The organism is Yersinia kristensenii (genome assembly GCF_900460525.1).
Classification (GTDB): Bacteria; Pseudomonadota; Gammaproteobacteria; order Enterobacterales; family Enterobacteriaceae; genus Yersinia; species Yersinia kristensenii.
This window is the reverse complement of the sequence record NZ_UHIY01000001.1, coordinates 2,274,547-2,287,247: the sequence shown is the minus strand read 5'-3', so window position 1 is coordinate 2,287,247 and position 12,701 is coordinate 2,274,547. Positions and strand designations below refer to the sequence as shown.

Here is a 12,701-nt window from a genome sequence, read left to right as displayed (position 1 = left end):
CGCAATTATCACGCCTTATTATGGCGGGCTATGGGTAATAAATAACGTTCAGTTTCGTGTAATATCGTGTCGAGATGTTGGTTATCCATCAGGCGGAATACCCTTTGTATATAGTTATCCTCACCTTCCCCAGCAATCCGTTGATCACCTTGCCAAACCTGTAAAAGCTTCATTCGAGCTTTAGTTTGTGTTTCTTCATCCCACAAAATTTGACCAGACTCACGATCAAAACACTGACTCAACCAAGCCCAGCCACTTTTACTCAACAGCAGTAAAGGTTCGCACATACCTTGCTGATAGCCACTGATTAGCTGCTGTAAATATTTCCGTGCTTCGTCACAATCCAGTGGGGCATAACGCCATGCTGTTCCTTTACGGCCATACATTCGGCTTTCACCCTCTCCACCGGCCACGCAATACACCAGATGCTCAACCCACAACAAAAGCCCATCGACCGCAGTTAATGCCGCGGGTCGCCAACGAATTAAACCGTCCTCCTGAATTTGATGAATCCATCCGGTCAGAGTGGTATTTCCAAATTCAACATTCAGCTCAATGCTGTAACTCTCTTTACGTTCAGCGCGAATTTGCTCAGCTAATGGCACCATTTCTTCTTTCTGGCTTTCCCAATAAAGCTCGCCGAAAGAACCATAAGGAAGGTTACCCGCCGCACGGGCACGGCTAAATACAGTATTAATATCACTTTCTTCAATCAGTGCATTCAGCAGTTGAGTATTAAACTGATAGCGGTTGAGGTTATCTAAGATAAAAGGTTCTTCATCCGGTAACTCCGTCTCTTCAATAACGAAATTCACCCCCAAGCGGAGTTGGAAAAATGCTCTCACAGGGTGGCGATAGAAACGGATTAATTCATCAAGAGTGATTTCAGGCAAGGGTTCAGGTGGCAAAGGTTGATTAAATTCTGGGTGTGCCAATCCCTTGGATTCAGCAGAGGGCAACCATTCAGCCGCATAACTCTGTAGCTCACTGTTTTGGATGAAATTTTCTGCTGCGAACGGCATGCGTGGATGCCAGCAGAGCAAATGTTGAATAACTCGTTTGGCGCTGTCATCAGCACTGAGGTCTTCATCACCAGGCAAGCGATAACTTTGCGAAATGTATTCAATCAACTCACTAACCAATACCGAGGGATAGCGTTTACTATTGTCTTGAATTGAGCGCCCGATATAGCTGATATAAAGCTGTTGCTGGGCAGAGAGTAATGCCTCCAGGAACAGATAGCGATCATCGTCACGTCGGCTGCGGTCACCACGGCGAACCTGTTTAGCCATTAAATCAAAGCCCAACGGCGGCAGAGTTCGTGGGTAAACACCGTCATTCATCCCCAATAAGCACACCACTTTAAACGGGATAGAACGCATAGGCATCAATGTACAGAAATTGATGGGCCCGGCGAGAAAACGCTGGCTAATGCGCTCATTATCCAAGCGCGAAGCCAGTTCATCCCGTAGCAGATTCAGTGGCACGATATCCGGATATTGGGCAGCAATACCATAGCTGATAACCTTCTGCCATTGCTGTTCAATCAGTACCAGCACCGCTTCCGTATCATTATCGGGTTCAAAGAAGGTATCCAATAATTGACGACATAACGGCAGCCACTCACTGAGCGCGCGGGATTCACTTAACTGCTGCCGCCACTGACTTAATTGCATCAGCATATCCGCTAGTTGCCCCGCGAGCTCTGCCGCCAAACCACTGGATTCATCATAGGGTAGCACCCCTTGCCAATCACCGGCACTGCTATCCATGGCATAGCCAAGTAACATACGGGTTATGCCAAAATGCCAGGTATGCTGGCCGGTTGCGGGCAGAGATAATTCGCGCACATTGTCATCATCTAATCCCCAACGGATACCGGACTCGCCAACCCATTGCCGCAAACGGCGCAATCCATCCTCATTAATACCAAATTTATTGGCTAAAGCGGGCACTTCCAGCAGGGCTAATACCTGCTCAGAAGTAAAACGACTCTGGGGCAAATCAAGCAGAGTAATAAAAGCCTGAAGTGCGGGATGAGCCTGACTGGCCTTGCGATCGGAAATAGCAAAGGGTAAATAACGCTCCCCGGTAGCATTACCAAATGTGGCCTGAATATAGGGGGTGTAACTGTCAATATCCGCGACCATCACAATGATATCGCGTGGGGTCAAATCTGGAGAATCCTCCAATAATTTCAGTAAATTATCTTGTAAAACTTCTACTTCGCGTTGCGGACTGTGGCACACATGCAGGCTCAAGGAGCGGTCCGAGAGTTCCAAAACACGTTTTTGGTGGCTGTGGGCTAAGGTTTCTGGAGTGACGCCAATAATAGCGTGGTCTTCCAGCTCCAGCATGTCATGCTGAACGCCATGTAAGAGATTATCCGGCTCAATATCAACAAAAGCATGAACCTCTTGAATCTCATCAACCTGAGATAATAAATACATATGGTCACGACCAAGCCGCCCCCATGAGGCTAACAGCGGGTTACTCAGATCTTGCTCACCATCATCATTAAATAGCTGATCGGCCTGTTCAGGGTGACGAAAGAGTTTTACGTCCATAGTTCCACTTTCAGCCGGCTCACGATAATGCCTGCGTTTGCGACTTTGCAATTTTGCCAAAAAAGCATAATCCTGAATATCACCCCAGAAATAACGGCATGGGTTAGTAAACATTAGGTGAATATCAATGTGTTTACCCAGCGCTTGCAAGGCTTGTAAATAAATTGGGGGCAATGCAGATATACCGCAAATGAATACTCGTTTGGGCAGCCCTGCGGGGCAAACATCGGATTCGAGTAAAGTTCGGATAAAACGCTGATAGAGATTAGCGCGGTGCCATTCCGGTTGTGCTAACTGACGGGTATAGCGCGTTAGTTCAACCCAGAGCAAAGCTTGCCATTGCTGGGCATCGTCCAGATTATCAATCAGTTGGCCACGCTCCCAACTTTCAAGCCATTCAGGGCGATACACCAGATATTGGTCAAAAAGGTCAGCGACGCGTGCCGCCAGTTGGTGAATTTTACGTTTATCGCTATCGTCACTTAAATAGCGTTTCATCGCAGAAAATACCGGATTTTCCAGTAATTCAGGCAATAACCACATGAGTTTCCATGTCATGGCATCTTTGCTAAATGCGCTTTCTTTCGGGATGCCGGGCAACACGCGGGTAAACATATCCCAAATAAAAGTCGCGGGAAGTGGAAACTCAATATTGGCTGCAATACTAAACTGTTGAGCCAGTTGCATTTGCAGCCATTGGGCCATCCCTGGGCTCTGAACCAGCACCACTTCTTGCTGGAAAGGGTTATCCAACGGTTCTCGTTCTATCAGCGCAGTCGTTAGCGCTTTGAGTAAATCCAATTGATTAGAATGATAAACCGTGAACATGATGGCTCCCTTAAAGCTCTATATAGAGAATATCCATAAATGATTAAACCAACTGACTACCACTTGTGGATAAATCCTGAAGTTTAATACTCTAACTTGATAATGAGTGAGTGCAATAGGTTATCTTCATTATCATATTTATAGCTGCGGTTAGCTGCCTTCACTCGCAATACAAAACCACCGACTTAACTCTGCTTGCTGCTTAGAGTGCATTTTCAGGATGAATGTAAACTCCGTACACTCCCCATCGATTCGATTTATAAACTGGTTATATCGCCAATTAGGTTTCATTCCTGCAGGAAATGCTTTCGCTGATTCGCCGCTGCTGCTTTCAATATGTTGATTAAGCAAAGACCACGCCTGACGTTGCTGCCATAAAGAGGAAAAACCCTGCAAAAGTGCCTGATGGTATTGCAGTAATCCCAGCAGCGAGACAGAGAAAAAAAGTGCCGCGATTAAGACCTCTGGTAGGCTAAACCCCTGTTGAAAATGAGAATTCCCTCCCTCTCTGGTATACTGTGACTTGCAGCTATATCTGACTAAATACAAAATTGTGCATCCTTATCCGGGCAAAAATCTGACCAACCATGAGCAACTTTAACCAACCGATGCTCTCCTCTAACTCCCTGAGTAGAATGCAGTTGGACGCGTTGATAAAGCATCAAAGGCGGCTGTGTTCCGAAAGATTGGCTCTCTCCCCTGAGGATAAAAAAACCGGCCAGCGAGGCAGGTTTAAGACAGGCTTTTAAGCCATATTGCAGGTGCTCATTGCAATGCCATGTTGAACCGGCTTGCCACGGCATACTGAATGACCACTTCTGCCCCACCCCCCAATTCAATGATGATGTTGCCTGATTAAAGGCCCGTAAATGGTGTTGTTCCTCGGCGGTAATATGCTGAATATTATCCAATTTTCGGTGTAAAGCTGATAACAAAAATAAACCGAGAGAAAAAAGAGTAGCAACAGCAGCCAGGGTACTTGTCCCCCGTTGATGATCACAGCTCATAAATTATTCCCACGGATGGTATAACTCAGCTGACTATGTATGGCTGGGTTACCGGTACTTTGCCCCGCCAGTTGCACGCTATAAACCTGACCCGAAGTTTGCTGCGGTAATGGGGTAACAGAAAAGTGCGTTATGGTGATACTTTGTGGATCAAACAGTTTTTCCCAACCACTGCCAGAACAATTCAGCTCACCGCGCTGACCTTCTAATGCTTTATTGCGTAGCCGATAACCAAAATATTCAGATTCCTGATGTTTCGCCCCTTCCCACCGACCATTGCGGTTGAGGTCATAAGCAACAATCAAGCAAGAGTTTGTCACTTCCCCTGGATAATGCTGTGTAGTCATCGCGTTGCCCTGACACTCACCGTGACAAAATCCAGCCCGCCGTAGGTCTTTTTCCAATGCAGCCATAGTTTGGCTCAGCGCTAACTCCAGATGATAGTGTTGCTGTAACCTTGCTATTTGCTTGTGTAACCGAGGGAAAGTCTGAGTGGCCGCCATAATAATCAAGCTACCCACACTCAGCGCCAGCATCATTTCGGGTAGGGTAAAACCCGTCATACATTTATGTAAAAAGTAACCTGATACGGCGGCCTCTGGTTTTTTTATCGTTACTAACATAAATGAATACCCGCTATTGATTGCTCATCGCTACATAGCCTCATTCGCCCGCGACTGGAGATAATGAGCCGAATACGCCCAGCCGGACTACTGAGCATTATATTTCCTGCTTGTGCGGTATTCCTTACACCAAAGAAACCCATTTCTTTTTGCAGAGAAATCGCAATAGAAACATCAGGATAAGGTGGAATAAACACTGAACCATCTAATGAGGAACAGGGTGTGGCAGGCTTATCACCACTGCCTAAACACCCCTGTTCTTCTTGCTGTATCCATAACAATGCCGTGTTGTTACTGCGATTCGTTTTGGCCTGCAAATGAGTTAGAAAGGCAAGTAACTGGCGAGCACTGTCCGCGAGCCTCTCCCGTTGCCGATAATGGTGCCAATTTTGTGCCCCCCATACAGCCATAACACCGGCTAAGGCAATGACCAACAGCAGTTCAATAAGACTGATACCATTTTGTTTTTTAAGAATATTATTTTTATGCATGAAGTATATTGAGCCGTAGATTGGTTTTCATGGCGTAAGTTTACGTTGTGAAAATTTGAGATCCAGTAGCTGCTTATCAAGGCTGGAAGAGCTGCGCAAAATTTTATTCACGGCGACATAAATGCAGAAAAGTGTGCGGCATGGCTCGCAATTTGATTGCCGATGGGCTTAGTAGATAAAGTGAAGAGAAGGGCTATTAGGAGGATGATTGCGGGCTAAAATGGCGGGTATAAACCGAAACCGGAGCCAAATGGCTCCGGTAAAAGATTAGATAGCGATCGGCGCTTTAATGCCAGGGTGCGGGTCATACCCTTCGATTTCAAAATCTTCAAAACGATAATCAAACAATGAATCAGGTTTACGTTTGATAATCAGTTTCGGTAATGCCCGCGGTTCGCGGCTCAATTGCAGATTTGTCTGATCAATATGGTTGCTGTATAAGTGCGTATCACCCCCCGTCCAGACAAAATCACCTACTTCCAAATCACATTGTTGCGCCATCATATGCACCAATAATGCGTAGCTGGCGATGTTAAATGGCAAGCCGAGGAACACGTCACAGGAGCGTTGATATAGCTGACAAGACAGCTTGCCGTCAGCAACATAAAACTGGAAGAAAGCATGGCAAGGTGCCAAAGCCATTTGATCCAACTCACCGACATTCCATGCTGAAACAATGATACGGCGGGAGTCTGGGTCTTGCTTGAGCTGTTGCACCACTTTGCTCAGTTGGTCAATCTGGCGGCCATCAGCAGCGCCCCAAGCGCGCCATTGCTTACCATAAACCGGGCCAAGGTCACCGTTTTCATCCGCCCATTCATCCCAGATTGAGACGTTATTTTCCTTCAAATAGGCAATATTAGTATCGCCATTGAGGAACCATAACAGCTCATGGATGATGGAGCGCAAATGGCAGCGCTTAGTGGTCACCAGCGGGAAACCATCTTGTAAATTGAAACGCATCTGATGCCCAAAAATCGACACAGTCCCGGTACCGGTACGGTCAGCTTTAGGAGTGCCTTCTTCCAGCACTTTTTTCATCAAATCCAGATACTGTTTCATGTTACCTCACGAAAGTTGTTGCGCAGGACGGCGATACGCCCAAATCATCATAATGATACCGGCCAGAATCATAGGCACAGAGAGAATCTGCCCCATGCTGATCACGCCGTCGAACAAGCCGAGCTGGGCATCTGGCTGGCGGAAACATTCAACAATAATACGGAACGCGCCATAACCAATCAGGAACAGGCCTGAAACACTGCCCATCGGGCGCGGCTTACGGATAAATAGGTTCAGGATAATAAACAGCACCACCCCTTCCAATATCATTTCATACAGTTGCGAAGGGTGGCGCGGCAATACACCGTATTGATTGAAAATCGCCTGCCATTTAGCCGGATCCGCGGCAACAATCGCAATATCTTCGCCCCGAGAAGTGGGGAACAGCATCGCCCACGGGGTATCTGTCGTGACACGGCCCCACAGCTCGCCATTGATAAAATTACCCAAACGACCAGCACCTAAGCCAAATGGAATTAGTGGAGCCATAAAATCAGCGACCTGGAAGAAATGACGCTTGGTGCGGCGAGCAAACCACAGCATCACACAGATAACACCAATCAAACCGCCGTGGAATGACATGCCGCCATCCCATACCTTAAACAGATACAGTGGATTATCGAGGAACATCGGCAAGTTATAGAACAGAACATAACCGACACGGCCACCAACAAACACCCCGAGGAAACCGGCGTAAAGCAGATTTTCGACTTCTTCTTTGGTCCAGCCACTACCCGGTTTGTTAGCCCGACGAACCGCCAACCACATCGCGAAGACAAAGCCCACCAAATACATCAGGCCATACCAATGCAGGGAAACCGGACCAATGGAGAAAATGACCGGATCAAATTTAGGAAACGCCAGATAGCTATTGCTCATCTATCACCACGAAATATCTCTTGTTTTGAGAAAATTAATGTTCTTGCCCGGTTAGGGCGACAGGTAGCGCATAATAGCATAGGGCAGCGGTTGTCTGGACTGCACCAAACAGAAAAGTTCTGTAAACCCGGTCAACTCTATTGACCATCGCAAACTTATTGACCATCACAAAGTTATTTACCACCGCGAATCAGGCCCCCTAACCCTTTGCGCTCCATGAATGCCGCGGTTAAATGACGTACATCGGTGGTCATTTGCGCACTTAGTACTCGCTCGGCCAGAGCTTGCGCATCCACTAAATCGATATTACGCAGCAGGTATTTAATGCGCGCTACACTGCGACCATTCATGCTGAGATTGCGATAACCCAGCCCAACCAGCAATAAAGCGCCCATCGGATCACCGGCCATTTCACCACATAAACTCACTTGCAGGCCAGACTGTGTCGCCTGCGTCAAGATGTGGCTAAGCACTTGTAACATCGCGGGATGTAAACTGTCATACAGTGAAGCCACGCGGGTATTATTGCGATCCACCGCCAGCAAATATTGGGTCAGATCATTGGTACCGACTGAGATAAAATCGACCCGTGATTTCAGATACGGCAGCATAAATATCATGGCGGGCACTTCAACCATCACGCCCAGTTTGGGCTGCGGCAATGCATAGCCCAGAAGTTCCTGAACTTCACGGCCCGCGCGATCAATCAGGCGTTTTGCCTCGTCGACTTCTTCCAGGCTAGTGATCATCGGCAATAAAATACCCAAATTGCCGGTTCCAGCATTGGCTCTAAGCATTGCTCGGACTTGGATCAGGAAAATCTCTGGCTGATCGAGAGTCACACGGATGCCGCGCCAGCCCAGACAGGGATTCTCTTCACTGATAGGCATATAAGGAAGCTGTTTATCGGCACCAATGTCCAATGTTCTGAGTGTTACTGGCTTGTTCGGGTAAAGCTGCAACATGCCCTGATACTGCGTTACCTGCTCTTCCTCAGAGGGGAAGCCGCTTTGCAACATAAACGGAATTTCGGTGCGATATAAGCCCACGCCATCCACTCGTCCCCCCAGTAGTTGCTCATGTTCCGGGCTAAGACCTGCGTTCAGCATCACTTGAATCCGCTCACCACTTTTCAGAGCAGCAGGCTGTTCAACATCATCTTCAGCCAGTTTGCTAAGTTCAATCTCTTCTGTGACCAGCCGCTGATACTCTTTGACTAACACCGGCTCCGGATCAACCAGCACTTCGCCACGATAACCATCAACAATGAGTAACCGCTGATTCAGTAACGCGGGTTGAATATCCGCGCCCATTACCGTCGGGATCCCCATGGCGCGCACCAAAATGGCAGCATGGGAGTTAGCCGCACCATCACGCACCACGACACCGGCGAGGCGATCCTGTGGAACTTCGGCCAAGAGTGTCGCGGTGAGTTCATCAGCCACCAGAATGAAACGCTCTGGCCATTGGCTGGCCCCAGAGGTGCTGTCATCGAGATGGAATAGCAAGCGCTGGCCTAATGCCCGCAGATCACTGGCACGCTCGCGCATATAAGTGTCTTGCAAGCTGGCAAACTGCGCAGCAAATTGCTCGACCACTTGCTTAACTGCCCATTCCGCCACCGATCCGGCGTCAATTTGAGCAAAAAGTTCGCGCTTTAGACGGGCGTCATTGAGCAAGTGGGAATAGAGATCGAAAATCGCCGCGCTCTCTTTTTGTGAGCTGGCAGCAAAGCGCTTACTGAAACGGCGGAATTCGGCCGCAGCCTCTTCCAGTGCTTGTGTTAGGCGTTCACGTTCTTGGGCGGTATCAAGTGTCGAAGCTTCGTAAACCAAATCAAGGGAAGGCTGCGAAGTATCCTGCCACCCCTCAGCGACCGCGACACCGGGAGCCGCAGCCAATGCGCGGATCCGCGTTTGGCGATATTGACCAAAAATGGCATTAAGCTGCGATTGAGAAAGGATCCCTGCCAGTTGCGTTGCCAGCGTGACCATGAACGACTCTTCGCTCTCATCAAATTGGCGATGTTCACGTTGCTGAACCACCAGCACGCCAAGCAACTGACGGCGATAAATAATAGGAACCCCGAGGAATGCCCGGAAGCGATCCTCTTTGACTTGGGGAACATATTTAAAACTAGGGTGGCTCTGGGCATCAGCCAGGTTAATGGGTTCTGCCAGACGCCCGACTAGCCCGACGATGCCCTCGTCAAAGGCCAGCGTAATGGTGCGACCACGGGGCTTTTTCAAACCCCGTGTCGCCATCAGGTAATAACAACGGCGGTCATTGTCTGCCAGATAAATCGAGCAAACTTCCGTGTCCATCGCCAGACAGGTTTCATTGACCAACAGCTCTAACGCATCCGTCAGGCTGGTTGCCATCGCCACTTTCTCAACTATTTCTCGCAAACGCGTGAGCATGATCGGCTTAACTTAACCTCTTTTACGGCGATAAGCGGGTGGTACCCGTGGCAGAACAGCCTCCTGCACAGGCATTACAGTAGGTGCAAACTCTTTCATCACGCGCCGATAAACATCCCGTTTAAAAGACACCACCTGACGCACCGGATACCAATAACTGACCCATCGCCAGCCATCAAACTCCGGGGTGCTACTCCGTTGCATATTTATATCGGCTTCATTACACATTAACTGTAGTAGAAACCATCGCTGTTTTTGGCCGATGCATACCGGCTTTGTATCCCAACGCACCAAACGTTTTGGTAATTTGTAACGTAACCAGTTACGGGTTGAAGCCAGAATTCGGACATCCTTTTTGTTAAGTCCTACCTCTTCAAAAAGTTCACGATACATTGCCTGCTCTGGTGTTTCACCGGGATTGATCCCCCCTTGAGGAAACTGCCAAGAGTGCTGACCGTAACGCCTGGCCCACAACACTTCTCCCTGTCGATTACAAATTACAATACCCACGTTCGGGCGGTAGCCATCATCATCGATCACCGGACTACCTCGATAAGCTTAAAACTCAAAGATGCTCTGATTGTTTCACACTAGCAACAGGCGGTAAACCACTGCTTATCCGCCAGCGAAACCAGATAACTCTGGGATAACTCACAGATATTGGCAAAGTTATAAACACCCTGAGGTCTACACTCGCCATTTTATTCACTTTTTCTGTGGATATAGGTGTGCAGAACTCTAGGGAAAAGCAGGTACAACTCATTTTAACGTAATTATACGCTCAAAATATAAAAAAAAATAAATGATTAATTTCAATGAAGTAACAGGTTTCCCACAGGTATCAACACCCCGTAAATGTGATCTGTATCCGTTTTGGATCTGAGACTGGCTAAAGATCCATCAATGCAGTTTTTATCCACAGATAATGAGGCAAAGTTGTGCAAAAAAGAGCAAAACTCGCAAATAAACCTGTCGTCAAGGCTGTAAATTGAACCAGTGATCATGATTTATTGGGGTTATCCAACAAATCTGTGGATAAATAGGTGTAAGATCCTGTTCATTATTCCTGTCAGCAGGTGTACAAGATAGCCAAAATAAAAGTATTTCCAGCGGGGGAGGCAAGAAAACCTCCGTTAAATCATGCTATTATTTGTTTCTGCTGGACTGGATAACAATACATCTACGGTCACTTTTATTTCAGCTTATTTTCTAACCGACTTTAGCAGGTTTCCACTCTATGTCTGTTTATTCACTGCCCCCGGCACCACCCACTGATGAACATCAACTTTTTCAACGTGCTGAGGCGTTATCAGGTTTTACCCTTGGCGAATTGGCCATCAGAGCGGGCTGGAACATTCCGGCGGATTTAAAACGCGTTAAAGGCTGGGTTGGCATGCTGCTAGAATTCTATCTGGGGGCCAGCGCGGGTAGTAAACCTGAACAGGATTTTGCCGATATTGGTATCGAGCTGAAAACCATTCCTATCAGCGCCCAAGGCAAGCCGCTGGAGACCACTTTCGTCTGCGTCGCCCCACTGACCGGTAATAGCGGTATCACCTGGGAAAGTAGCCACGTGCGGCACAAGCTAGCCCGAGTGTTGTGGGTGCCTGTCGAAGGGGAGCGGCAAATTCCGTTAGCGCAGCGCCGTGTGGGCGCACCTTTATTGTGGAGCCCTAATGAGGAAGAGGAAGAATTACTGCGATGCGATTGGGAAGAATTAATGGATCTTATCGTTTTGGGTAAAGTTGAAACCATCACAGCTCGCCATGGCGAAGTATTGCAGCTGCGTCCAAAAGCGGCTAACAGCCGAGCATTGACTGAGGCCATCGGCGAACATGGGCAACCTATCATGACGCTACCCCGCGGTTTTTACCTGAAAAAAACCTTTACCGGCCCGCTGCTCGCTCGGCACTTTTTGCTTTAACAGACGAATCTGATTATTCCGATTAATGAATAAACGCGTATAATTGTATTTTTGTGTTTCCGTAAGGTGTAAGGCACGATGTTTGAATGGATTGCCGATCCAAATGCTTGGTTGGCGCTAGGCACACTGACTATCCTCGAGATCGTTCTCGGTATAGACAATATTATTTTCCTTTCTCTAGTCGTTGCGAAATTACCTAAAGCGCAGCAAAACAAAGCCCGCCGCTTGGGTTTGGCCGGAGCAATGTTAATGCGTTTGGCATTACTGGCTTCTATTGCTTGGGTCATCCGCCTGACGGAGCCGTTGTTTACGGTGGCTGGCCATAGCATCTCTATGCGGGATCTTATTTTGCTGTTGGGGGGCTTGTTCCTGATTTGGAAAGCCAGCAAAGAAATCCATGAAACCATAGAAGGTAGCGATACCGAGCACAACAGTAATGTCAGCTCTTTTTTTGCGGCTATTGTGCAAATCATGCTGTTGGATATCATCTTTAGCTTGGACTCGGTGATAACCGCAGTGGGGCTGTCAGACCATCTGTTTATTATGATGGCTGCTGTTGTCATCGCCGTGGGCGTGATGATGTTTGCCGCCCGGCCGATTGGTGAGTTTGTTAACCGCCACCCATCAGTCAAAATGCTGGCATTGTCTTTCCTGATCCTAGTCGGATTTACCTTGATGTTGGAAAGTTTCCAGATTCACATTCCGAAAGGTTATATCTACTTCGCCATGTTCTTCTCAATGGGTGTTGAAACCCTTAACCTCATGCGCGGGAAGAAAAATAAGCGAGTGAAATAAACCACTCTCGGGTGCGATTCGTCGCACCCGTTCCCCACTATTCTCTGCACTTTTTCCTTGCCCTCTTCCCCCTGCCGCAGTGCTTCGTTATAGTCGGATAAGGCG

General features: G+C 47.9%; 11 protein-coding genes. 2 read left to right on the top strand and 9 right to left on the bottom strand.

Annotation, left to right across the window (positions count from 1 at the left end; translation table 11 throughout):
- Positions 1-8: 8 nt before the first annotated feature.
- The 9 genes from recC to rppH all read right to left on the bottom strand — a co-directional run bounded on the left by recC (position 9) and on the right by rppH (position 10,417).
- Positions 9-3,395, bottom strand: coding sequence for an exodeoxyribonuclease V subunit gamma (recC, locus tag DX162_RS10450; RefSeq protein WP_004391733.1), 3,387 nt, complete (start codon positions 3,393-3,395; stop codon positions 9-11).
- A 150-nt stretch (positions 3,396-3,545) separates the two neighbouring features.
- Positions 3,546-3,944, bottom strand: a complete 399-nt coding sequence (locus tag DX162_RS10445) for a prepilin-type N-terminal cleavage/methylation domain-containing protein (RefSeq protein ID WP_032820377.1) — start codon at positions 3,942-3,944, stop codon at positions 3,546-3,548.
- Positions 3,935-4,402, bottom strand: a complete 468-nt coding sequence (locus DX162_RS10440; RefSeq protein WP_032820379.1) for a YgdB family protein — start codon at positions 4,400-4,402, stop codon at positions 3,935-3,937. The genes DX162_RS10445 and DX162_RS10440 overlap by 10 nt, the downstream gene beginning before the upstream one ends.
- Positions 4,399-4,965: a prepilin peptidase-dependent protein gene (locus DX162_RS10435; RefSeq protein WP_004391736.1), complete on the bottom strand. Its 567-nt coding sequence runs from the start codon at positions 4,963-4,965 to the stop codon at positions 4,399-4,401. The genes DX162_RS10440 and DX162_RS10435 overlap by 4 nt, the downstream gene beginning before the upstream one ends.
- A gap of 53 nt (positions 4,966-5,018) precedes the next feature.
- Positions 5,019-5,516, bottom strand: coding sequence for a prepilin peptidase-dependent protein (locus DX162_RS10430; protein WP_004391737.1), 498 nt, complete (start codon positions 5,514-5,516; stop codon positions 5,019-5,021).
- Between the two features lie 267 nt (positions 5,517-5,783).
- Positions 5,784-6,578: a thymidylate synthase gene (gene thyA / locus DX162_RS10425; protein ID WP_004391738.1), complete on the bottom strand. Its 795-nt coding sequence runs from the start codon at positions 6,576-6,578 to the stop codon at positions 5,784-5,786.
- 6 nt (positions 6,579-6,584) lie between these two features.
- A complete protein-coding gene (lgt, locus tag DX162_RS10420) occupies positions 6,585-7,457 on the bottom strand; it encodes a prolipoprotein diacylglyceryl transferase (RefSeq protein ID WP_004391739.1) in 873 nt (290 codons plus the stop codon).
- A 173-nt stretch (positions 7,458-7,630) separates the two neighbouring features.
- Complete coding sequence (ptsP, locus tag DX162_RS10415) at positions 7,631-9,877, bottom strand: phosphoenolpyruvate--protein phosphotransferase (protein WP_004391740.1); 2,247 nt, start codon at positions 9,875-9,877, stop codon at positions 7,631-7,633.
- Between the two features lie 12 nt (positions 9,878-9,889).
- The gene (rppH, locus tag DX162_RS10410) at positions 9,890-10,417 is read right to left on the bottom strand and encodes an RNA pyrophosphohydrolase (protein WP_004391741.1); all 528 of its coding nucleotides are present in this window, start codon (positions 10,415-10,417) and stop codon (positions 9,890-9,892) included.
- A gap of 697 nt (positions 10,418-11,114) precedes the next feature.
- On the opposite strand from rppH, the gene mutH reads away from it, so the two are divergent.
- Together mutH and DX162_RS10395 are read left to right on the top strand one after the other, a co-directional pair.
- On the top strand, positions 11,115-11,801 hold the full coding sequence (gene mutH / locus DX162_RS10400; protein WP_098081132.1) for a DNA mismatch repair endonuclease MutH: 687 nt from the start codon (positions 11,115-11,117) through the stop codon (positions 11,799-11,801).
- Between the two features lie 78 nt (positions 11,802-11,879).
- Positions 11,880-12,596, top strand: coding sequence for a TerC family protein (locus DX162_RS10395; RefSeq protein ID WP_004391743.1), 717 nt, complete (start codon positions 11,880-11,882; stop codon positions 12,594-12,596).
- The last annotated feature ends 105 nt before the right edge of the window (positions 12,597-12,701 follow it).

What these genes read in the sequence shown, in the direction of transcription:
- DX162_RS10435 (WP_004391736.1), bottom strand. Translation starts at nt 4,965, where the DNA reads ATGACGGGTTTTACCCTACCCGAAATGATGCTGGCGCTGAGTGTGGGT.
- thyA (WP_004391738.1), bottom strand. Translation starts at nt 6,578, where the DNA reads ATGAAACAGTATCTGGATTTGATGAAAAAAGTGCTGGAAGAAGGCACT.
- DX162_RS10440 (WP_032820379.1), bottom strand. Translation starts at nt 4,402, where the DNA reads ATGAGCTGTGATCATCAACGGGGGACAAGTACCCTGGCTGCTGTTGCT.
- recC (WP_004391733.1), bottom strand. Translation starts at nt 3,395, where the DNA reads ATGTTCACGGTTTATCATTCTAATCAATTGGATTTACTCAAAGCGCTA.
- DX162_RS10430 (WP_004391737.1), bottom strand. Translation starts at nt 5,516, where the DNA reads ATGCATAAAAATAATATTCTTAAAAAACAAAATGGTATCAGTCTTATT.
- ptsP (WP_004391740.1), bottom strand. Translation starts at nt 9,877, where the DNA reads ATGCTCACGCGTTTGCGAGAAATAGTTGAGAAAGTGGCGATGGCAACC.
- lgt (WP_004391739.1), bottom strand. Translation starts at nt 7,457, where the DNA reads ATGAGCAATAGCTATCTGGCGTTTCCTAAATTTGATCCGGTCATTTTC.
- mutH (WP_098081132.1), top strand. Translation starts at nt 11,115, where the DNA reads ATGTCTGTTTATTCACTGCCCCCGGCACCACCCACTGATGAACATCAA.
- DX162_RS10395 (WP_004391743.1), top strand. Translation starts at nt 11,880, where the DNA reads ATGTTTGAATGGATTGCCGATCCAAATGCTTGGTTGGCGCTAGGCACA.